The following is a 22,807-nucleotide window of genomic DNA, read 5'->3' on the forward strand; positions in this document are numbered from 1 at the left end:
ACTTCCTGAACTACGCGCTACTTTCTGAACTACGCGACAATCCGAGCCAATTTCACTGCACATTTTTTGAAGTCAGTTTCTTTGGATAACGGGTCGGTAGCATCCAGCGTCAGGTTATTGACCAACTGGGCAGCATCAAAGAACGGCATATACACCAGCCCTTGTGGCGGGCGGTTACGGCCACGGGTTTCGACCAGCGAAATAACTTCGCCACGGCGTGAAATCACTTTCACTTTGTCACCGCGCCGCAAATCACGGGCTTTAGCATCCAATGGGTGAATAAATAGTACGGCTTCTGGGAAAGCACGATGTAACTCAGGCACACGGCGCGTCATGGAACCAGTATGCCAATGCTCCAACACGCGGCCAGTGGAGAGCCACAGGTCATATTCCTGATCCGGACTTTCGGCGGCGGGTTCATAAGGCAGTGCGAAGATCACGGCTTTACCATCCGGTTTGCCATAAAAACGGACGTCCTCACCTTTCGGTACAAAGGGGTCAAAACCTTCACGATAACGCCACAGCGTTTCTTTACCATTCACCACCGGCCAGCGCAGACCGCGTTCTTGATGGTAGCGGTCAAATGGCGCTAAATCATGACCATGCCCACGACCAAAATCGGCATATTCTTCAAACAACCCTTTTTGCAGGTAGAAACCAAAGTCGCGCGCTTCATCATTCAATTGGTCGGCCGGGATTTCACTCAGCGGATATTTATTCACCACATTGTTGGCGAACAGCACGTCATACAGTGTTTTGCCGCGATATTCCGGTTTCTTGTCAATCAGCTCGGCTGGCCACACTTCTTCAACTTTGAAGCGCTTGGCAAACTCAACCATCTGCCATAAGTCAGATTTTGCCTCACCCGGTGCGGGTACTTGTTGCCGCCAGAACTGGGTACGGCGCTCGGCATTACCGTAAGCGCCCTCTTTTTCGACCCACATGGCGGTTGGCAAGATAAGATCCGCAGCCAGTGCGCTGATGGTGGGATAAGGGTCTGAAACCACAATAAAGTTACGCGGATCACGCCAACCCGGCATACGGTCTTCATTGATATTTGGCCCGGCCTGCATGTTGTTATTACACATCACCCAGTAGGCATTGAGAGTGCCATCTTTTAGCGCGCGGTCTTGTGCGACAGCATGTAAACCGACTTTTTCCGGAATAGTGCCCGGCGGTAACTGCCATTTGGTTTCGGCAATTTGGCGATGTTTTTCATTGGTGACCACCATGTCGGCGGGCAGGCGATGGGAGAAAGTCCCCACTTCACGGGCAGTACCGCAAGCGGAAGGTTGACCGGTCAGAGAGAAAGGCCCAGAACCCGGCTTAGAAATTTTGCCGGTTAACAGGTGCAGGTTGTAGCACATATTATTGGCCCAAACGCCACGGGTGTGCTGGTTAAAGCCCATGGTCCAGTAGGACACCAGTTTCACTTTGGGATCAGCATATAATTGCGCCAGTGACTCCAATTGGTCTTCCGGTACGCCACTCATTTTGGCGGTTTTTTCCAGTGTGTACTCGGCCACAAACGCTTTAAAATCATCAAAGCTCATTGGCTCAGAGGCATCGCTACCGGGGTTTTTAGCCGCTTTTTCCAGTGGATGTGTTGGCCGTAAACCATAGCCGATGTCTGTTGCACCCCGGCGGAAATTCACATGGCGATCCAAGAAGCCCTGATCAACCGCATTATTTTGAATAATGTAATTGGCGATATAATTCATAATCGCCAAATCGGTCTGAGGGGTAAAGACCATCGGGTTATCGGCCAGTTCAAAGCTGCGATGTTCAAAAGTAGACAGCACAGCGATTCTAACATTGTCATCAGTCAGGCGGCGGCTGGTCATGCGCGACCATAAGATAGGGTGCATTTCCGCCATATTGGAGCCCCAGAGCACAAAGGCATCGGCTTCTTCAATATCGTCAAAACATCCCATCGGCTCATCCATACCAAAGGTGCGCATAAAGCCCACCACGGAAGAAGCCATACAGTGGCGTGCATTGGGATCAAGGTTATTAGAGCGGAAACCGGCTTTCAGTAGTTTGGATGCCGCATAGCCCTCCCACACCGTCCACTGGCCGGAGCCGAACATGCCTACCGCGGTCGGGCCTTTTTCTTTTAGTGCATTTTTGAATTTCAGCTCCATGATATCAAAGGCTTTTTCCCAGCTTACCGGGGTGAATTCGCCCTCTTTATCATATTGGCCGTCTTTCATGCGCAGCAGCGGCTGGGTCAGGCGGTCTTTGCCGTACATGATTTTAGGCAGGAAATAGCCTTTTATGCAGTTCAACCCCCGGTTGACCGGTGAATCAGGGTCACCTTGCGATGCCACGATTCGGCCATTTTGCGTACCGACCAGGACACCACAGCCAGTACCACAGAATCGGCAAGGCGCTTTATCCCATTTTATTGCATTTGTTGTCTCACCCACAGCGGCTTTGGCGACAGTAGGTATGGTCAATCCGGCAGCGCACGCCGCAGCAACTGCGGCATTGGCCTTCATAAAATCCCGGCGACTGAGTTTCATGGCATTTCCTCACCTTGGCTTTCCTGCTGGTGATAAACCAGCGATACAGCCAACACACCATCCAGATTGCGTGCTGACTCAATATAATTCAGGAGCACGTCTGAGCGCGCTGCCTGCATAACCACCACCAACTTACCCAGAGCGGTATCACTGGTGGGTATTTCTGTTCCCGGAATCGCCAGCAGGCTGTCGATTAGCGACGCTATTCGCGCAGGTTTGGCTTGCATTACCAATCCACAGACATGCCATTCTTTATCGTCCATCTTCACTCCGGGTGAGGGTTACTGCCTGGACTGGACAACTGGGTACACAGGCACCACAGCCGGTACAAGCAGGAAGGTCTAATTCGGGTTGAGCAATGCCGTTTAGGCGCGGACGGAATTTAATCGCCCGCGTTTCACAACTGTCCTGACAACTGCGGCATTCAATATTGTGAAAAGGTAAACAGCGGTCTGATATGTTGATTTTCAGCGACCAGGCGGGCAGCGCCGTCGCGGTGAACACACCCGCTTCACAGGCCTCGACACAGGCCTGACAAAAACTGCACTCGGCACGCTGAAAATCTATTTCGGGGAACCCACCACTACCAGCAATCAACACACCAGTTTCACAAGCGGCTACACAGTCATGGCAACGAGTACAGCCAGCAATAAAGTCGCTTTCGATGACTGACCACGGTGGTCGGATCGCCGAAGATTGCTGCTTACCTGCTTGCCAAAAGCCAGTCAGCAATTTACGCCGTGATAAATCAGTCATGCTGATATCCTTAACATCTACTGGCGCGCGTGCGTATAGGTTAGAAAGTGTGCATTTAAAGCCCGGCGAGTCACACCAAGCCAATAATGATAATAATTCTTATTTGTATTAAAAGAGATTCCCCAGTGTTGGGGTATTAGATACAGAATAATGGGTAATAAAATAATTACTCTTTAGGGTTAATCGTCAGTAGATATTGAGCAAGATCAATTAATTTAGTGGTTATTAGCGTGGTTTCTCACTGTTAAATCTATTTGCGTTATCACTTTTTTTATATAACGATTCATTTAATGAGAATAGCTATCAAAAAGAAATGCTATTTGGTCATTATTCTTCAGATAAATTGCCGCTGTTAAATGAATTTGGCCGAGGTTTTAAGGTACACTTAAAGCGTGGTTAAACTAACTATGATGGATAACATGGTCGGCCAAATTAACGACCCCAAATAATCCACGATCAACAGCCAATCATTTAATGCAATTGGTTACAGGGACCTTACTTATCATGACCCAAAATCACACCATTATGATCGTTGATGATCATCCCCTGATGCGCCGTGGGATAAAACAGTTACTTGAACTGGATAGCAATTTTAATGTGATTGCTGAAGCCAACTGCGGCAGCGATGCTATTACCGAAGCGGCCGCGTGTCAGCCGGATGTCATTCTGCTCGATCTGAACATGAAAGGAATGTCTGGGCTGGATACATTGAAAGCCTTACGCCATGAAGGCATTGATGCGCGAATTATTGTTTTGACCGTCTCTGATGCGCGCAGTGATGTGTATGCAATGATAGATGCCGGGGCGGATGGCTATCTGCTCAAAGACAGCGAACCTGAAATATTGCTAGAAAATATCCGCCTTGCCGCCAAGGGGGAGCCAGTATTCAGTGATGAGGTCGCACAGTATTTATCTTCCCGACACGAACAGGTTAATCCATTCTCTGAATTAACCGAGCGGGAATTAGATGTTTTGCAAGAGGTCGCACGCGGAATGTCCAATAAACAGGTCGCATTTGAGTTACACATTTCCGAAGAAACGGTAAAAGTGCATATTCGTAATTTATTACGAAAACTGAATGTTCGCTCGCGTGTTGCGGCAACTATTCTATTTTTAGAAAATAAAAAATACTAATAGCCACCCTGTTATTTAATGGCAGCCAAACTATTAGGCTATTCAATGGCTGCTAAAATAAAGACATGATTCTCATCTATCCACTTTTTGTTCAGTGGCCCCCAGCTATCTAACCGGTAATATCCGGCATTATTGCGCACCCCATCCTGTACAAATGTCATGGTGATGCCCAATCCTGGCAGCGCTTTTAAGACATCCTGCAATGTGCGCCGCGGCCACCCCGTCAATTCCATCAAGCGCGGCACATTCAATGAGTTCCCTCGGCTGATAAGCCAGCAAAGATAAAGACGACGAGCAAACACCGGATTAAGTTCCATAACACCTTCCTGGGTTGGATAGCTACTCAATAGTCTACTCGATGCCAGAAAAAACACCTGTTTATCATTCTTATCGCCATCAAGATAAATTAACTCGATTTTTATACCCTAAATAATTCGAGTTGCAGGAAGGCGGCAAGCGAGAGAGTCGCGATGAGCTTACATAAGTAAGTGATTCGGGTGATTGAGTGCAACCAACGCACATACAGCTTGAAGTATGACGGGTATAACGAGGTTTTTTACAGCTTCTCCTTATTTTCTTCACGTTTTATGTTGTATTCCCGCGTAAAGTGCACAGTAGATTTCGCTGCATTTAATTTGAGAGGCTGGCACTGCATGGCAAATTTTTTCATCGACCGCCCAATATTTGCTTGGGTATTGGCGATAATTTTGTGTCTTACTGGCGCATTGGCAATATCAACACTGCCGGTTGAGCAATACCCCAATCTGGCTCCGCCTAATGTGCGTATCAGTGCCTCCTATCCCGGGGCTTCGGCGCAAACACTGGAAAATACGGTCACGCAGGTCATCGAACAAAGTATGACCGGGCTGGATAATTTGCTGTATATGTCGTCACAAAGCAGCAGTGCAGGAACAGCTACCGTCACCTTGACTTTCCTGGCGGGCACCAACCCCAATGAAGCTATGCAGCAAGTGCAAAACCAGTTGCAATCGGCGACCAAAAAACTACCGCAGGATGTCCAGCAGCAAGGTGTTTCAGTCTCAAAATCCGGTGATAGCACCTTGATGATGCTGGCCTTTGTGTCCACCGATGACAGCATGGATAAACAAGATATTGCCGACTATGTCGCCAGTAATCTGCAAGATCCCCTGAGCCGAATCGAAGGGGTGGGCAGTATCAATGCTTATGGCTCTCAATATGCAATGCGAATTTGGCTCGACCCCAATAAACTCAATAATTATCAACTGACGACCCAAGATATTGTTACCGCCATCCAATCACAAAATAGCCAAATTGCGGTGGGCCAGTTGGGGGGGACGCCCGCGGTAGACAGTCAATCTTTGAACGCCACAATTAATGCGCAATCTCAATTGCAAACTCCCGAACAATTTAGGGCGATTACGCTGCGAGTCAATCAGGACGGTTCGTTGGTCACACTGGGTGACGTCGCAAAAGTCGAATTAGGGGCAGAGAATTACGATTATCTGAGCCGCTATAATGGCCAGGCCGCGTCGGGGATGAGTATTCAACTGGCTTCCGGTGCCAATGAATTGCAAACCGATGCTTTGGTGAAAGCGCGTATCGCCGAACTGACGCCTTTCTTCCCGCATGGCCTTGAGGCCAAAGTTGCTTACGAAACCACCCCCTTTGTAAAAGCGTCTATCAAGGACGTGGTAAAAACCTTGCTGGAAGCTATATTGCTGGTTTTCCTGGTAATGTATCTGTTCTTACAAAACTTCCGCGCCACCCTCATTCCGACTATCGCCGTGCCGGTGGTGTTATTGGGCACTTTCGCGATACTGTCGGCATTCGGTTTTAGTATCAATACCTTAACCATGTTTGCCATTGTGTTAGCCATCGGCCTGTTAGTCGATGATGCCATCGTGGTGGTGGAAAACGTGGAGCGCGTGATGAGCGAGGAAGGGCTTGATCCGCGTGAAGCTACCCGAAAATCTATGGGGCAAATTCAGGGCGCATTGGTGGGTATTGCGCTGGTACTGTCGGCGGTGTTTATCCCGATGGCTTTCTTCGGCGGTACCACTGGGGCCATTTACCGCCAGTTCTCCATTACTATCGTCTCCGCCATGGTGCTTTCGGTACTGGTGGCTTTGATTCTAACGCCGGCACTTTGCGCCACCATGCTCAAACCCATTAAACCGGGGCATCATCACGCCAAACGCGGTTTCTTTGGCTGGTTTAACCGCATGTTTGACCGTAATGCGCACCGTTACGAGCGAGGTGTGGCCCGCGTATTACACCATAGTGTGCGTTATATGCTGTTGTATTTATTGCTGTTAGGCGGGTTGGCGCTGTTGTTTATCAAGTTACCGACTTCATTCTTGCCGCTGGAAGACCGTGGCGTGTTTATGGCGCAAGTGCAACTTCCTGTCGGCTCCACTCAGCAACAAACACTCAAAGTGGTGCAGAAAGTCGAGAATTACTTCCTAACGGCAGAGAAAAATAATGTGCTGTCGGTATTCGCCACCGTGGGGTCAGGCCCCGGCGGTAATGGCCAAAACGTCGCGCGCTTGTTCATCCGGCTGACTGACTGGGAACAACGCAAAGACAGCAATGACTCATCCTTTGCCATTATTGAACGCGCCACCAAAGTATTTAATAAAATCGCCGAGGCCAGAGTCTCCGTCAGTAGCCCTCCGGCCATTTCAGGTTTAGGTGGCTCGTCAGGTTTTGATATGGAATTACAAGATCACGGCGGCTTAGGCCACGATAAACTCATGGCCGCCCGTGACCAATTACTGCAAATGGCCGCCCAAGACCCCGCGCTGACTCGCGTGCGCCATAACGGGTTAGATGATAGCCCGCAATTGCAGATAGATATTGATCAGCGCAAAGCACAAGCACTGGGCGTGTCACTGGATGATATTAACAACACGCTAAAAACCGCGTGGGGCTCAACTTACGTTAATGACTTTGTTGACCGGGGCCGAGTGAAGAAAGTGTATGTCCAATCCGAAGCCACGGCGCGTATGCTGCCGGAAGACGTCAACAAATGGTTTGTGCGCAATAAAAGTGGCAGCATGGTGCCTTTTTCGGCGTTTTCTACTACCCGCTGGGAATATGGCTCGCCACGGCTGGAGCGCTATAACGGCTATTCGGCATTAGAGATTGTCGGGGAAGCGGCTCCGGGTGTCAGTACCGGTACCGCCATGAATGTGATGGAGGGGTTGGTTAAACAACTACCGAATGGATTTGGCCTGGAATGGACGGGAATGTCCTATCAGGAGCGGCTATCCGGCTCACAAGCTCCGGCGCTGTATGCTATTTCGCTGTTAGTGGTGTTTTTGTGTCTGGCGGCGTTATATGAAAGTTGGTCGATACCCTTCTCGGTGATGTTAGTGGTGCCACTTGGGGTGATTGGGGCAGTCGCTGCCACCTGGATGCGGGGCTTGGAAAATGATGTCTACTTCCAGGTCGGATTGCTGACCATTATTGGGTTATCCGCCAAAAATGCCATATTGATTGTTGAATTTGCCAGTGAGTTGAACAATAAAGGCAAGGATTTGGTGGAGGCGACGCTTGAAGCTTCCCGCCTGCGCTTGCGGCCCATTCTAATGACATCACTGGCATTTATCTTTGGTGTATTACCGATGGCTATCAGCCAAGGCGCTGGCTCAGGTAGCCAACATGCTGTGGGTACCGGCGTGATGGGCGGGATGATTTCTGCGACCGTGTTGGCTATTTTCTTCGTGCCACTGTTCTTTGTCTTGGTCCGCCGCCGCTTCCCTGGCAGGCCGCCGCGTGGCAAAGAATCATAGGCCCATACCAGGGGCTTGAAACCGGCAACTTGTAAGATGACGCCACAACCATACTCTATAGATTTCAAGATGCAGGAAGGCGGCAAACGAGAGCATCCCGATGAGCTTACACAGGTAAGTGATTCGGGTAATTGAGTACAGCCAATACACCTGCAATTTGAAAGATGACGGGTATAAAAAAGGCAGACACCGCACAAACGGTTCTGCCTTTCTGCGAGCGAATCCTCGCCCCTTGGTGTGTATCGATAAAACAACAAAAGATATCAATTCTTACTGCTGGTTTATTCGCTTATGCCTTACGCAGCATAGCCTCGATAAACTCTTTCCATGTGCTTAACTCAAAATCAACCATAACTTCCTCTCTAATTATCGCGGCTGATTATACGCCTATTTTTTGAACAGTCAAAATTGAAAAACGGCGAATGGGCGACAAACCCGGCCTGCTTTGAGGAAGCTGGCCGGGTGGTCACTCAGCTTAATAGGGTCGCAAGGCAGATTTATACTTTAGGGAAGACCCATAAATGCTCGACGGGCAAAGAGAGCTGACAGAGTTCTTGCTGCCCAGCCTTCTCGCCATAAGCACGGATGACAAAATCCTCAGCCACCGTGCGGAACAGGTATTCCCAGCGGTCTCCCAGATACATGCTGGTCAGCAGAGGTAAAGTTAGTTGGTTGCCATTCGGATCATCCCCCAGACAGACGCGCTCCACGCGGATCACCGCCGTCCCCTCCTGACCGGCAATCACCCCCTCACCTGCCCTGCCCCACAAGGCCCAATCTTTACCCTCGATTAGCGCCTTACCCTCATGCACCTGCGTAACCTTGCCATGTAAGCGGTTATTGCTGCCCATAAACTCAGCCGTGAATAACGTCAATGGCGAGCCGTACATTTCCTGTGGCGTACCTTGTTGCTCAATTTTCCCATTATTAAGCAATAAGATACGATCCGAAATGGCCATAGCCTCGTTTTGATCATGGGTAACCATCAGTGCGGACAAGCCGAGTTTAATGATCAATTCGCGCAAAAATACCCGCGCTTCTTCGCGCAATTTGGCATCCAGATTCGACAACGGCTCATCCAGTAAAATCACCGGCGGGTTGTAAATCAGTGCTCGACCAATAGCCACACGCTGCTGCTGACCGCCGGAAAGTTGGTGAGGATGACGATGGCCCAATTCTCCCAGCCCCAGTTGATTCAGTACATTTTGCACCCGCCGGGTGATTTCCGCCGTCGATATTTTGCGTAATTTCAACGGGTAGGCGATATTCTCAAACACCGTTTTATGGGGCCACAAAGCATAAGACTGGAACACCAAACCCAGATTTCGTTCCTCGGCGGGGATTTCATGACGCGACATACCATCATAAACTGTATTTTCACCAATGATAATGCGCCCTTGCACCGGCTTCTCCAGCCCAGCAACCGCCCGTAACAACGTCGTTTTACCACTCCCCGATGGCCCCAGCAATGAGACCACCTCGCCCCGTTTTAATTGCATCGACACCCCTTTCAATACGGGATTATCGCCATAAGTTAAATGCAGGTTATCCACTGAAAGTTCAATCATTTAATTTAACTCCAAAGCGCAGTGCAATACCCAGCCCCAACACCACCAGCAGGATATTAATAAAGGAGAGTGCGGCGACGATATCAATTGCACCTGCCGCCCACAGCGAGACCAGCATCGAGCCGATAGTTTCCGTCCCCGGAGAAAGCAGATAAACCCCGGTAGAATATTCGCGCTCAAAAATCAGGAACATCAGCAACCACGAGCCAATCAGACCATAGCGAGCTAGCGGAATAGTGACATGGCGAGTGACCTGCCCCCGGCTCGCGCCATTGCTACGCGCGGCTTCTTCCAGCTCTGGCCCCACTTGTAACAATGTCGAGGAAATCAGCCGCAGGCCATAGGCCATCCACACCACGGTGTAGGCCAACCAAACACTGAAGATGGTGCTGCGCAAAGAGCGGAGCCACACCACCAGATGTTCCCGTAGCCATTCAGCCATCGGTAACACGGATAACCAGCCCTCTTTCAATGAGTTATCCAACCACATGGGTAAAAACAGGAAGACCCAGAGGAATGCCAGCCCCGCCAGCAACCCCGGAACTGCGCGCGGCACCAGCACGCTGTAGTCGAGAAAGCGCGTGACACCATCCGGCTTGCGGTGCATGGCAATGCCGATAAACAGATAGCAGATAACCGCCAGCGCACCGCCAAATACCCCGATGGCCATTGAGTTGACGATAGCGCGCAGCAAATTAGGTTGCTGCCAAATAGTGCGGAAAGTCTCAAGGGAGAGCTCATCCCAGAGGGATATCCCCACCCCCCAGTTAGACACAAAAGCGCGCAGCACCACCCCCAGCAGCGGGACGCCAATAGTGACGGTTAGCCAAAAAGCCACCACGCCCCCCGCCACCCAACGCCATTTGCCTAAAGGCAAGAGCCGTGCCTGAGAAGCTTTACCTTTGACAGTCACAAAACGGTTCGCTGTGCGCATCAATACGCGCTGTAACATCACTAACGGAATAGTGATGCAGATAAGCACCACGGCAACTGCAGCCATCAGATGGTAAGACGGAGTACCCAGTTTATTGGTCAACTGGTAAAGATAAGTTGCCAGCACCAGGTTGCCCTCAGGATCACCTAACACCAACATCAGCCCGAACACTTCCAGCCCGAGGAAGAACAGCAATACCGTGGCATAGAGGATTGACGGACGTACCATCGGCAAACTCACTGAACTCATGACTTGCAAAGGAGAGGCCCCCGCCGTGCGCGCGGCTTCTTCAACATCAGAACCCACACTGCGTAATGCTGATGAGATATACAGATAAGCATGGGGAACATGTGTTAAGCCGGCAATCACCACAATGCTGGACATGGCATAAATATTCCATGGCACCACACCCAACAGGGCTTCAGCCCACAGGGACATAAAGCCCACTGGCCCGACTGCCACCACATAACCAAACGCCAGCACCATCGGGGAAACAAAAATAGGCACCAGAATTAAAGGTTCTATTATCCGCCGCCCCGGCAAGTCCGTCCTGACCATCAAAAAGGCCAGTATCCCCCCAAGCGGAATAGCAATAACCACCAGACCAAAAGCCAGAATAAATCCGCTTTTCAGAGCTTTATAAAAATCAGGATCAGCAAAAATAAATCGGAACGCCTCTAAGCTGAGCACTTTGGCGGGTGAGAAGAAAGGGGCAGAAAGGAAACTTTGAATAACAATAAATGACAGCGGTATGTAGATAACCAATGTTGTTATCAACACGACCAAGCCGCGCGGCAAGCCCTGCCACTTTCTGCGCAATGCTTTCATAATGAGTCCTGTGGGTTAGATATCCATGAATAACAAACAGTAAATCAGGGGTGTGCACCGCCCATCGGCAACACACACCAGAGGATGCCCTTATTTCGCGGCAGCAAGACGCCACTGTTTGATATAGTCCAGGCGCTTAGCCTGCTCCATATATTCCAAGAGACTTTCATCAACCGGGATAGGTTTGAGTGCCGCCCCCAGCTTTTTGGTCATACCGTCGATGTCATTGCTACCGTCGATATCATTGCGGATGGAGGGAATATCGGACTGATTAGCCAAAATATTTTGGCCTTTTTCCGATAACACATAGTTAAGCCACAGTTTGGCCGCATTATTATTGGCTGCATTTTTACTGATGAAAATGACGCGCGACAGCACCAGGGTGTAGTCCTGCGGGTAAGCAATCCCAAGAGAAGGGTCCGTTTTGGCTCGCGCTTCGGCGTAAGAACCGAGGAGATTGAAGCCAATCAAATTTTCGCCGGATGACACTCTTTCCATCATAGTGCCAGTGGAGGATTGCACCGTCAGCCCCCCTTTGGCCATACCAGCCAATGTCGCGAAATAGTTAGGATCAGCTTTAAAATCTTGTACTGATAGCATGAATCCTAAACCTGACTTTTCAATGTCATAGGTGGTGACTTTCTTTTTGAATTTATCCGGCTGGCTGGCGATAAATTTTGCCAGGGCGGCGTGGGTGGTCGGGAAATCGGCTGGCGGTATCAGCCGTTTGTTATAAATAAATACCACCGGCTCGTAAGTGGTGCCATAGGCTTTATTTTTCCATACCGCCCATGTAGGTAATTCTTGCTGTTCTGGCGAGAGATATTCCTGCGCATAATCGATAGCCAATTTCAGGGCGGTATCCATTGAGGAACTCCACACCACATCACCACTGCCACTGCCCGATGCCTGTTCACTGATATAACGGTTGTATAGCTCGGTGCTGTTCATATCGTTATATTCAACTTTAATCCCCGGATAGGCGGCTTCAAACCCCTTAATCAGCGGGGCGGCAGCTTTAATATCCGTGGAGGCATACACCACCACTTTGCCCTCTTTTTGGGCACTTTCCACAATTTTTTGATAATCAGCAGGGTAATAAACAGGGGGCTGCGCTGGAGATTGCGCTGCGGATTGAGCGGACACAAAGAAAGTCACCAGTGCCACTGCTTTGATCATAAACACTTTAATCTTCCATAACATAGAATTAACTCCAATTTACATTTATGAAACCAATTACGAACATATATTCAATATCCATTAATTAGCAATGAAGTTAATTCTTTGTCTTCTTGTTTTGTGATAGTGCTCGTTTTTTAACCTTAACTTGGTGTAATTATCACTCAATAAAATTATCCACAATAATTAAAGTGGAATACAAAATGAGCCGATGAGAGAGTAAACTGCCACTTTGCTTGCCTGTTAAGGCATTCCGGAGTAGCGTGCTCATTGATATATGCCGTTTATGGGTCAACCACAGAGCAAAACCATGAAGCACTCAATTGATTCGCTGAAAGAGTTGGGCCGTTATGATGATGCGGTGGCAATGGCGCAAAATTTACTGCGCAGCGACCCCGATAATGCCAGCCTGCTGTATAAGATTGCCTCACTGTATGATGTACAAGGGTTAGAGTTGCAAGCAATTCCCTTCTATCGCGCTGCTATCGAGCATAATCTGGCGGGGCAAGAGTTGCAGGAAGCGTATTTGGGGCTGGGTAGCACTTATCGGGCTCTGGGGTTATATCAAGAGTCGCTGGATACCTTTGACCGTGCGCTGGTGAGTTTCCCGCAGGCGAAAGAGATAACCTTGTTCCGGGCGATGACACTGTACAATCAGGGGGAAACCAAAGAAGCGGTCGCCACCTTATTGATATTGCTGGCTGAAACCTCAAATCATCAGGACATCAGTCTCTACCAAAAAGCTATTCGCCAATATGCCGCTGACCTTGACCGGATTGGCTAAAACTCTGGGTTGTATTTACGCCATCATAACCATCTGAATTAAAAGCCTATTTTTTGTATTATGGACAAATATAAGCAGTACCAGAAAACAAAAAGGCCACGTGATTGTGGCCCTCCCGCGTACCGAATTGCAGCATACTTACTCATTGTGACGATTATTTCAAATAGCACAAACTTTCTGATTTTGCATATTTTGTCGCCATTCCGGGCATCGAACCAGTCGGGATCCCTCTGCATTGAGTAAAACCATTATTTTTAAGATAGGTACCGTATCCATAAGAAAAAACAAAAGAAATGATAAGAGAAAATAAAAAAGAAAAGATAATTATTTTACCAACGGTCTTTTGTAAACTAATACTAGCCTGTTTCAGGTATACAAATAAATGATATGCCAGTACAAGTAAAGGACTCAAGAATAAAGGGCTTAGTAGTCCAACAAATAAGAACCGGTTAACAATAACTACATCTGGCCTATCAAGTAATGAAAATACATCCTCTACAGAAAGAGAAAATATAACCAAAGGTAATACAAGAAAAAAAGGAATCGATAAAAGTGATTTTAATCTAATTTTTATATTTATCCAGTTCATTACCAGCCCACCCTTACCAGCTCTGAAATATTTTGTCTGATATATTTCCGTACTTCATATTCAATAATCTCTTTTCCTTTATGTAGAACATTATCCGCATACATAGCACCGATATCCCATATATCGGCCTCAAGCTCTCTGGCTTTCTCAACAAATTCTTGTTGTGCGGATTCTATATACTCGACGAGTTTATCTGTAAAACCGAATTTTTTATCTAAATAATTTAAGCCAATACTAACAACCAAGCCAACACCAACTACCACAACTAGATTTACTGCCACTCCCCCTGTTAATGCACCAACACCAACACCAGCACCCCATGCAATGGCAGAACTAATCCCGATTTTAACAATATCGGTTGCTAAACTACCTATAAATTTAGTTAAGGATGTTTCATCGTTAATAATATAATCAACCGTTTTGAAAGCCGCAGCCACATAGAATGTTAATCGGGCTCCCTGTACAATTGAATTATTCAAACCATATTTACCAATGCCTAAATCAACAACCTTGGGATTTTTAGCCGCGAATACCGGAGCATTAAGTACTTTACGGATTCCTGGATATCCGGTTAATTTAATTAACTCAGTGCCTTTATGATTGATATACATTGTCGCCTGAATACCCAAACCACCGAGATCAACAATAAGTTTTGATGTCGTGACCACATCCTTGATATTTGTTCCGTAGTTTACGACAACCTCACCTAATGGGCTTTGGGTAATATCAACCCAACCTTTTTGATATGTTCCCCAATCGGCTAGTACTTCATAGGCTTCTTCTGCCGTCAGGAACATAATGTCTTGGTTATTGTTGCGTAATAAATCACGGACTTTTAAATCGGGCAAATCCCTTGTATTACGCAGTACTGGATAATCAGGTACAAATTCGGAGGGGGGCTTGTCGCCAGTAAGATACGGCGGTAGATTGGCTTTTTTGGCTGACTGGGCGAATTGCTGTGGCTCAGTTACCGGCGACTCTACCACTGAGCGAGAAGTGGCGGCTTGTTGCCCTCCTTGATAAGGGCCATGAGACGCCCATGTTTGTGAGGGAATAAAAAAAGCTTTGCACGGGCAGGTTGAACGGCTATATAGCGTACTGGCGATATAATGCCCATGTACTATCTCGCCCGGATGCCCTCCACCCACGCTGTAGCTGCCGGGGTGTTTCCCGCACGAGACTTTACTGCCATTCACAGCGACCGGGTTATTAGCAAATGTCCTCTCTGCCATCCCCTCATGTACTATCCCGCCACAGCTGGTTTTGTCACCTTTAACTATCCAGTAGCCAACTGACATTAAACTTATTCCTTGTTTTATATAACATCTCCATGGGCCGATTTTAGTCCTTTCGTGTTGATGAGTGTAATAATATTTGGATTAAGGGAAGATTTAATTTTTTTGGGTATATAACTCTAGCCTTCCCCGATCCTCTCCCCTCCCAATTAAGCACTTACCCCAGGATCCACGATTAATTCATAATGGGGATCAAAGTCGTAGCAACTTGCGTTATCATCGAAGTATCGAGTCAACATTGATTCTTGGCGATCTAAACCATCACCAGATAGTTGTTGTTCTGAACTAACACGCACAGAGCTTGATAACTATACATACGGCTATAATCATCAAGAAATCAAAGAAAAGCCTAAAGATCTGAGTCCGATAGATTATAGAATCTCAGACCAATTTAGCCGCTTAACAAATTGCAGCATACTTACTCATTGTGACGATTATTTCAAATAGCACAAACTTTCTGATTTTGCATATTTTGTCGCCATTCCGGGTAAAAAACCACCAGGAATTCCAGAGCAAACAACATAACTTTTATTATTTAACATTTCTTTATAGTAAACCTTAAACCCTATTTGAGAAATTACACCCAAGACTATTGCAACAATCAAGAACCTTGTTGTAGTAGCTTGTATATGATTCGAAACTCGTTTCCCCAGGAAAATAGGTTTACAAGATATAATAATTAAATAGATCAACACAAATGGCGTTATAACAATGGATGCCAATGAGTACAATGTAAAAACAATCACATCAGGATAACTGAATAACATCCTAATTTCATCGAGAGATAAATACAGTACTGACACACAGATAGGAATAATTATAACTGAGATAAAGAAAAACGCAAAAATGCGTATTTTCAATGTAAGTTTAATCATTACCATTCCTCTCTTAATAAGTCAGAGATGGATTTTTTAATATATTTTTTCAATTCAGCCTGAGTAAACTCGACACCTTTCCTTAGCAAATTGGATACTTCCATTTCCAGAATATCGATAAAACCATCTTGAATTTCGGTCGCTTTCGTTACAATTTCTTGTTGCGCAGATTCAAATAGTTCAACGACTTTATCCGTTATACCGAATTTTTTATCTAATACTCCCAAAAGATATACCGCACCAAAACCCACAAGAACAGATAGTACAATAGGCATTGTCACTGAAGCTGTGAAGGCCATAATTACAGTACCAGTTCCCCCTGAAATTATTGATGATATCCCGATTTTAACAATATCGGTTGCTAAACTGCCGATAAATTTAGCTAAGGAGACTTCGTCATTAAGAATATAATCAAGCGTTCTGAAAGCCGCAGCCACATAGAATGTTAATCGGGCTCCCTGTACAATTGAATTATTCAAACCATATTTACCAATGCCTAAATCAACAACCTTGGGATTTTTAGCTGCGAATACCGGAGCATTAAGTACTTTACGGATTCCTGGATATCCGGTTAATTTAATTAACTCAGTGCCTTTATGATTGATATACATTGTCGCCTGAATACCCAAACCACCGAGATCAACAATAAGTTTTGATGTCGTGACCACATCCTTGATATTTGTTCCGTAGTTTACGACAACCTCACCTAATGGGCTTTGGGTAATATCAACCCAACCTTTTTGATATGTTCCCCAATCGGCTAGTACTTCATAGGCTTCTTCTGCCGTCAGGAACATAATGTCTTGGTTATTGTTGCGTAATAAATCACGGACTTTTAAATCGGGCAAATCCCTTGTATTACGCAGTACTGGATAATCAGGTACAAATTCGGAGGGGGGCTTGTCGCCAGTAAGATACGGCGGTAGATTGGCTTTTTTGGCTGACTGGGCGAATTGCTGTGGCTCAGTTACCGGCGACTCTACCACTGAGCGAGAAGTGGCGACTTGTTGCCCTCCTTGATAAGGGCCATGAGACGCCCATGTTTGTGAGGGAATAAAAAAAGCTTTGCACGGGCAGGTTGAACGGCTATATAGCGTACTGGCGACATAATGCCCATGTACTATCTCGCCCGGATGCCCTCCACCCACGCTGTAGCTGCCGGGGTGTTTCCCGCACGAGACTTTACTGCCATTCACAGCGACCGGGTTATTAGCAAATGTCCTCTCTGCCATCCCCTCATGTACTATCCCGCCACAGCTGGTTTTGTCACCTTTAACTATCCAGTAGCCAACTGACATTAAACTTATTCCTTGTTTTATATAACATCTCCATGGGCCGATTTTAGTCCTTTCGTGTTGATGAGTGTAATAATATTTGGATTAAGGGAAGATTTAATTTTTTTGGGTATATAACTCTAGCCTTCCCCGATCCTCTCCCCTCCCAATTAAGCACTTACCCCAGGATCCACGATTAATTCATAATGGGGATCAAAGTCGTAGCAACTTGCGTTATCATCGAAGTATCGAGTCAACATTGATTCTTGGCGATCTAAACCATCACCAGATAGTTGTTGTTCTGAACTAACACGCACATATAGGTAACATTTTTTCATGTTCGATGATGCTCAAAAAAGTTTGTATAAAGTATATGGTATCAAAAATTGTGACACCATAAAAAAGGCCCGTCGCTGGCTGGAAGAGCAAGGTATTCCCTATCAGTTTCACGATTATCGCGCGGATGGATTGAGTGACGAGCAGTTGCAAGGTTTTATCGATAAACTCGGTTGGGAGCCGTTGCTAAACACCCGCGGTACCACCTGGCGCAAACTGCCGCAGGCGCAGCGCGATGCCATCACTGATGCGCAATCGGCCAAATTACTGATGCTGGAACAGCCCGCTATCATCAAACGCCCGCTGCTGGAAGCCGCCAATGGCGAGATGCTATTGGGCTTCAAAATAGAAAGTTACCAACGATTTATTCAGCAACATCGGGGGCAACAAAATATGACCCATAACCAAAACGATATTGAGGTGCAATAACATGATCTGTCCGGTAATCGACCTGGCCCAACAATTGATTAAACGCCCGTCGCTCAGCCCAAATGATGCGGGCTGCCAGGAGATCATGATTCAGCGCTTAGAGGCTATCGGCTTTACTGTTGAGCCGATGAATTTTGGCGATACCCTTAATTTCTGGGCCTGGCGTGGCGAAGGTAAAACACTGGCGTTTGCCGGCCATACCGATGTGGTTCCTACCGGTGATGAAAGCCACTGGAGCAGCCCGCCGTTTGAACCGACCATTCGCGACGGCATGCTGTATGGCCGGGGTGCTGCCGACATGAAAGGTTCGCTGGCGGCCATGGTGGTTGCGGCCGAGCGCTTTGTTGCCGCACATCCGAATCATCAAGGCCGGTTGGCTTTTATGATTACCTCCGATGAAGAAGCCAAAGCCATTAATGGCACAGTTAAAGTGGTTAATGCTCTAATGGCGCGTCATGAACGGCTGGATTATTGTCTGGTGGGTGAACCCTCCAGCACCGACCACGTCGGAGATGTGGTGAAAAATGGCCGCCGCGGCTCGATCACCGCCAACTTGCATATCCACGGTGTTCAAGGGCACGTGGCTTATCCTCATCTGGCTGATAACCCAGTTCACCGCGCGATGCCCGCCCTGAATGAACTGGTTGCCACGCAATGGGATGAAGGCAATGAGTTTTTCCCAGCCACCAGTATGCAAATAGCCAATTTGCATGCCGGAACGGGCAGCAATAATGTGATCCCCGGTGAGTTCTATGTGCAGTTTAACTTCCGCTTCAGTACTGAACTGACTGATAGCATAATTAAGCAGCGGGTTGAAGCTTTGCTAGACCGCCATCAACTCAATTACACCCTCGAATGGGTGCTCTCCGGCCAACCATTCCTGACGCCCCGTGGCGCACTGGTGGATGCTGTGGTCAACGCCATCGAGCATTATACTGAAATCACACCACAGCTGTTGACCACCGGTGGCACCTCTGATGGTCGTTTTATTGCTTTAATGGGCGCGCAGGTGGTTGAGCTGGGGCCGGTCAATGCCACAATCCATAAAGTGAATGAATGCGTTCACGCCGCTGATTTACAACTGCTGAGCCGGATGTATCAGAGAATCATGGAGCAACTCATCGCATGACAGCCAATACATTGACACCACAGATGCTTACCGGGCGCTCAACGGAGCATTTAGTGGTGTTAACGGGCAATCACCGCTTGCAGCCAGCGGCTGTTGATGCCTTTCGGGCCATGCAACAGGCGGCTAAAGTGGCGGGTTTGGATTTACAGCCAGCCAGCACTTTTCGCGATTTTGACCGCCAATTGGCTATCTGGAATGGTAAATTTCGCGGCGAGCGGCCAGTATTAGATAAAGACAGCCAGCCGATAGACATTTCTCGGCTTGATGCCGCCGCCCGTTGCGAAGCTATTTTACACTGGTCTGCTCTCCCAGGGGCCAGCCGCCACCATTGGGCAGTGATTTAGATATTTACGATCCATCACTGTTACCCATGGGGGAAAAACTGCAACTGGAGCCGTGGGAGTATCAAGCGGGTGGGTATTTTTATCAGCTAACTCAATGGCTTGATGCGCACATGGCTGAATTTGGTTTTTACCGACCTTTTAGCACAGACACCGGCGGTGTTGCCGCAGAGCCTTGGCACCTAAGTTACCACCCTCTGGGCGGTAACGGCGCAGCATTTACTGACACCAGCAATCCTGCTGGAAGCTTGGCAATCACAAGATGTGGCGGGTAGTGAGTGGCTTTCCAGCCATTTACCCATGATTTTTTCACGATTTATAACTATACCCAATGAGTTTCAAGCGACAGAGGCTTGATACATGGCGGGTAAAGGAACTTAACATGCATTGGCTAGCTGATTACTGGTGGGTGGTTCTTATCATACTTGTCGGCATGATCTTAAATGGCATCAAAGAGTTACGCCGTCTTGATCATAAGAAGTTTTTGAGCAATAAGCCGGAGATCCCTCCCCACCGCGACAATAATGCGCAGTGGGATGACGACGACTGGCCGGATAAAGATAAGAAAAAATAAATGGGTGGGGGCAGCGCTCCCCCTGGTTTAATTTCCCGCAAGATCCTGACGCAAATGAGCAATAGCCCGCGCCAGCATTGGCTGATTAATGCCATGTCCGGTATTGGCATCCAGATCCAATGTCACAGCAGCCCCCAATGCCGTTAAGCACTGCGCGGCGGCGTTGGCCTGTTCTACCGGAATAACGCCATCCTGTTCCCCATGAATCAGATGAATGGCCACGTCAACAATAGCTTGCTGTGGCAAGGTGGCGAAACGCCCACTGAACCCGATGACCTGCCCAGCTAACTGCGGCTGAGCTTTCACCCCTTCCAATGACATAATCGTGCCCTGCGAGAACCCCACCAGTGTGGTTTGCCGTGCACCAAGACCGCTTTGTTGCTGCCAATAGCGCACAGTGGCAATAAATTCGGGCATCACTTCATCAATACGCCCTTGCCGCCCCTGCTCGGTGATCCCCTGCACAGAAAACCACTGCCGCCCACCGCCCATGCTGCTGGCAAAAGGCCCATTAATACTGATCACCTGCGCCTGAGGAAAAGCTTGCGCAAAATGGCTGCCGACCGGTGCCATCCCGGCAGCACTGTCGCCAACACCATGAAATAACAAAATTAATTGCTCTGGCTGCGCCGGTTGCTGCACCACAAATGTGTTTTTCATTCATAGAGGAGCCTTTAGTATCCAAATATTGATATGGTTAACTATAGGCCGCTGGTTTGAAAAGGATATTGGGTTTTATTGATGGAGTTGGTGCGGATAATTGAAAAGAGTGGCACTGTTCATCCCCACTCTTTGGAGGCCATGCCATCAAGGCGGGCCGGAGTAAACCTGGCCCTGTTTTTGTTATCAAACTATTTTTAATCAAACATATTTGTTATCGGTCATTGAGAGCAAAATTAACCCCCGCTGGCTGGCCAATTCGTCCAGTTGCCGACAAGCTACATACAGATGATAAAGTGTCGAGGCCGGCGAAGCACCGCCCAAGCGCTGGCCCGCGGCATCAATTTCATCACAATACAGCCCAGAGTCCTCCCCCTCGATAAAAGCGGCAAACATATTATCCACATGGCGGCTAATAATAGTGTCTGGGTTTTGCTCAGGAGAGTGGCGATAATTCACCACATCAGCCTTAATTCGCTCAGTCTGACACCATAAGCGGCTAGCGGCACGTAATGGCTGCCCGTGCCAAATTACTTCATTCATGACCGCGCCCGTGGCAGGGTTTTCACCATAAGTCTGGGCGAAAAGCTGCAATTCCTGCCGTAATTCATGGGTATCTATGCCCGAAAGCTTTTGATATTCATACAGTAACCATGTCCATTCGTGATGATGGCCGGGGTCGACTTGCTGCGAGACGGCCAAAGTGGGCTGCCAACCGCGAGCAAAAAACTCCACCAGACACCGCTGTTGCTGATTAAATAAATGTTGGGTAAATAAACCGAATAAATCGTGACATTCTTGCTCCCAGCGGGCATCGCCAGTTGCGTGCCACCAGTTGAGGCAAGCTTCAAACAGATGCATATTGGGGTTTTGGCTTAACCACGCGGGCTTGCGGGTATTCACCGCGTAACCGCCCTCTTCCAATGCCAGATGCACTTTCATCCAGTCATGGAGTGCTGTTGCACGCCGAAGAAACGCGGTGTCACCGGTGAGCTGATAAATTTCGCTGTAAGCCAGTAACGCAAATGCTTGTTCATAGGCGTTAATGTCATCAGCGCCCTCAACCGCCCCTAACGCAAAACACAATGCACCGCCCGGCTGCTGAAAATCGGTGAGTCCTTTCAGCGCGGCGGTTAGCACCTGCTCACGCCCGTCAATCCAACCGGTTCTGGTTGCATGGGCAAACACATACAACTGCCGGGTTTGTACCCGGCTGCGTATCACTGATGATCCTGCGGGTAAGGATTCGGCAAAACGGTTATCCGCCATGCCCTCATGTAAGAACCGTGGCAATGCTTCTGCCCGCATCCACTGACTGAATTTTTGCGCTGCATTTAGCATTATTGTGCTCCCGGTTGGCGCACATTGGCCACAATAATGCCGATCTGTTCACCCTGACAGGCAGTGACGCGGTATTGAGTGACCGATGCAGGAATCACCAAAGTTTCAGCATAATGAAGGGTATAGGGGGCAAAGGCACCATCCGGGCTATCAATAATGGCTTTCTGTCCTTCAATCAGGTTCAACATCTGGAAACCGTCGTGAGTGGCAATGGTTACGGCAGAACGTACCCCAATAACGGTGGGTATCGATAAACTCTAGCGCATGTAAACCGGTGGCGCTCACGGGTGTAATCGGCGTTTTCCTCTTTTTATTTCAACCTGATCGAGCAAATTCTCACGGCACCATGCGGTATCCCGCTCAGCTTGTATCACTTTGCGACCATGCTCGATATGCACCGGTCGTGGGCGGTTATCCAACCCCAGACGGCCCCAATCCCACAGTTTGAAGGTAAAATATACGGAGTCGCCGATATCTCCA

The 22,807-nt window shown here is 48.1% G+C and carries 21 protein-coding genes and 1 pseudogene; 7 read left to right on the plus strand and 15 right to left on the minus strand.

Going from position 1 to position 22,807, the window contains the following annotated elements; translation table 11 throughout:
* Window positions 1–29 precede the first annotated feature (29 nt).
* From napA to napF, 3 genes are read right to left on the minus strand one after another with little or no spacing between them, the layout of a single operon-like run.
* Window positions 30–2,525, minus strand: coding sequence for a nitrate reductase catalytic subunit NapA (napA, locus tag DX162_RS21900; protein ID WP_032820844.1), 2,496 nt, complete (start codon window positions 2,523–2,525; stop codon window positions 30–32).
* Window positions 2,522–2,788, minus strand: a complete 267-nt coding sequence (gene napD, locus DX162_RS21905) for a chaperone NapD (RefSeq protein WP_032820843.1) — start codon at window positions 2,786–2,788, stop codon at window positions 2,522–2,524. Before napD ends, napA begins: the two co-directional genes overlap by 4 nt.
* The gene (gene napF, locus DX162_RS21910; RefSeq protein WP_004392515.1) at window positions 2,778–3,281 is read right to left on the minus strand and encodes a ferredoxin-type protein NapF; all 504 of its coding nucleotides are present in this window, start codon (window positions 3,279–3,281) and stop codon (window positions 2,778–2,780) included. The genes napD and napF overlap by 11 nt, the downstream gene beginning before the upstream one ends.
* Before the next feature lie 504 nt (window positions 3,282–3,785).
* Between napF and DX162_RS21915 the strand changes: the two genes are divergently transcribed.
* Window positions 3,786–4,415 (plus strand): response regulator, encoded by a 630-nt coding sequence (locus tag DX162_RS21915; protein WP_032820842.1) that lies wholly within the window; start codon window positions 3,786–3,788, stop codon window positions 4,413–4,415.
* 38 nt (window positions 4,416–4,453) lie between these two features.
* Here DX162_RS21915 and DX162_RS21920 read toward each other — a convergent pair whose 3' ends face one another.
* Complete coding sequence (locus tag DX162_RS21920; RefSeq protein WP_004392513.1) at window positions 4,454–4,732, minus strand: winged helix-turn-helix domain-containing protein; 279 nt, start codon at window positions 4,730–4,732, stop codon at window positions 4,454–4,456.
* Window positions 4,733–5,068: 336 nt separating this feature from the next.
* Between DX162_RS21920 and acrD the strand changes: the two genes are divergently transcribed.
* The gene (gene acrD / locus DX162_RS21925; protein ID WP_098080944.1) at window positions 5,069–8,191 is read left to right on the plus strand and encodes a multidrug efflux RND transporter permease AcrD; all 3,123 of its coding nucleotides are present in this window, start codon (window positions 5,069–5,071) and stop codon (window positions 8,189–8,191) included.
* 497 nt (window positions 8,192–8,688) lie between these two features.
* On the opposite strand, the gene DX162_RS21930 is transcribed toward acrD, so the two are convergent.
* From DX162_RS21930 to DX162_RS21940, 3 genes are all read right to left on the minus strand, one after another.
* Window positions 8,689–9,759, minus strand: a complete 1,071-nt coding sequence (locus DX162_RS21930; protein WP_032820841.1) for an ABC transporter ATP-binding protein — start codon at window positions 9,757–9,759, stop codon at window positions 8,689–8,691.
* Entirely contained in the window at window positions 9,752–11,521 is a 1,770-nt protein-coding gene (locus tag DX162_RS21935; protein ID WP_004392509.1) for an ABC transporter permease, read from the minus strand. The genes DX162_RS21930 and DX162_RS21935 overlap by 8 nt, the downstream gene beginning before the upstream one ends.
* 90 nt (window positions 11,522–11,611) lie before the next feature.
* Window positions 11,612–12,724, minus strand: coding sequence for an ABC transporter substrate-binding protein (locus DX162_RS21940; protein WP_004392507.1), 1,113 nt, complete (start codon window positions 12,722–12,724; stop codon window positions 11,612–11,614).
* A 286-nt stretch (window positions 12,725–13,010) separates the two neighbouring features.
* Here DX162_RS21940 and DX162_RS21945 point away from each other — a divergent pair, with 286 nt between their 5' ends.
* Entirely contained in the window at window positions 13,011–13,484 is a 474-nt protein-coding gene (locus DX162_RS21945; RefSeq protein WP_032820854.1) for a tetratricopeptide repeat protein, read from the plus strand.
* Window positions 13,485–13,638: 154 nt separating this feature from the next.
* Here the strand turns inward: DX162_RS21945 and DX162_RS21950 are convergent, their stop codons facing one another.
* The 4 genes from DX162_RS21950 to DX162_RS21965 all read right to left on the minus strand — a co-directional run bounded on the left by DX162_RS21950 (window position 13,639) and on the right by DX162_RS21965 (window position 17,541).
* On the minus strand, window positions 13,639–14,073 hold the full coding sequence (locus tag DX162_RS21950; protein WP_032820839.1) for a DUF1240 domain-containing protein: 435 nt from the start codon (window positions 14,071–14,073) through the stop codon (window positions 13,639–13,641).
* A complete protein-coding gene (locus tag DX162_RS21955; RefSeq protein ID WP_098080947.1) occupies window positions 14,073–15,371 on the minus strand; it encodes a PAAR domain-containing protein in 1,299 nt (432 codons plus the stop codon). The genes DX162_RS21950 and DX162_RS21955 overlap by 1 nt, the downstream gene beginning before the upstream one ends.
* A 431-nt stretch (window positions 15,372–15,802) precedes the next feature.
* Complete coding sequence (locus DX162_RS21960) at window positions 15,803–16,243, minus strand: hypothetical protein (RefSeq protein ID WP_098080950.1); 441 nt, start codon at window positions 16,241–16,243, stop codon at window positions 15,803–15,805.
* Window positions 16,243–17,541: a PAAR domain-containing protein gene (locus tag DX162_RS21965; RefSeq protein ID WP_098080953.1), complete on the minus strand. Its 1,299-nt coding sequence runs from the start codon at window positions 17,539–17,541 to the stop codon at window positions 16,243–16,245. Before DX162_RS21965 ends, DX162_RS21960 begins: the two co-directional genes overlap by 1 nt.
* A gap of 312 nt (window positions 17,542–17,853) precedes the next feature.
* On the opposite strand from DX162_RS21965, the gene DX162_RS21970 reads away from it, so the two are divergent.
* The 4 genes and pseudogenes from DX162_RS21970 (at window position 17,854) to DX162_RS21985 (ending at window position 20,326) form a co-directional block, all read left to right on the plus strand.
* The gene (locus DX162_RS21970; RefSeq protein ID WP_004393572.1) at window positions 17,854–18,282 is read left to right on the plus strand and encodes an ArsC family reductase; all 429 of its coding nucleotides are present in this window, start codon (window positions 17,854–17,856) and stop codon (window positions 18,280–18,282) included.
* Between the two features lies 1 nt (window position 18,283).
* Entirely contained in the window at window positions 18,284–19,411 is a 1,128-nt protein-coding gene (gene dapE, locus DX162_RS21975) for a succinyl-diaminopimelate desuccinylase (protein ID WP_032821284.1), read from the plus strand.
* Window positions 19,408–20,109 (plus strand): annotated as a pseudogene (locus DX162_RS21980) (M15 family metallopeptidase). Before dapE ends, DX162_RS21980 begins: the two are co-directional and overlap by 4 nt.
* Window positions 20,110–20,134: 25 nt before the next feature.
* A complete protein-coding gene (locus DX162_RS21985; protein ID WP_032821281.1) occupies window positions 20,135–20,326 on the plus strand; it encodes a YpfN family protein in 192 nt (63 codons plus the stop codon).
* Window positions 20,327–20,353: 27 nt separating this feature from the next.
* On the opposite strand, the gene ypfH is transcribed toward DX162_RS21985, so the two are convergent.
* The 4 genes from ypfH to DX162_RS22415 form a co-directional block, all read right to left on the minus strand.
* On the minus strand, window positions 20,354–20,986 hold the full coding sequence (gene ypfH / locus DX162_RS21990) for an esterase (RefSeq protein ID WP_115155895.1): 633 nt from the start codon (window positions 20,984–20,986) through the stop codon (window positions 20,354–20,356).
* Window positions 20,987–21,187: 201 nt separating this feature from the next.
* Window positions 21,188–22,327 carry an AGE family epimerase/isomerase gene (locus DX162_RS21995; protein WP_115155896.1) on the minus strand — a complete coding sequence of 380 codons (1,140 nt, stop codon included), beginning with the start codon at window positions 22,325–22,327 and terminating at the stop codon, window positions 21,188–21,190.
* Window positions 22,327–22,515, minus strand: a complete 189-nt coding sequence (locus DX162_RS22410) for a hypothetical protein (RefSeq protein WP_174890836.1) — start codon at window positions 22,513–22,515, stop codon at window positions 22,327–22,329. Before DX162_RS22410 ends, DX162_RS21995 begins: the two co-directional genes overlap by 1 nt.
* A 93-nt stretch (window positions 22,516–22,608) precedes the next feature.
* On the minus strand, window positions 22,609–22,807 hold a 199-nt coding region (locus DX162_RS22415; protein ID WP_174890837.1), incomplete at its 5' end, for a hypothetical protein.

Source organism: Yersinia kristensenii (assembly GCF_900460525.1).
Classification (GTDB): domain Bacteria; phylum Pseudomonadota; class Gammaproteobacteria; order Enterobacterales; family Enterobacteriaceae; genus Yersinia; species Yersinia kristensenii.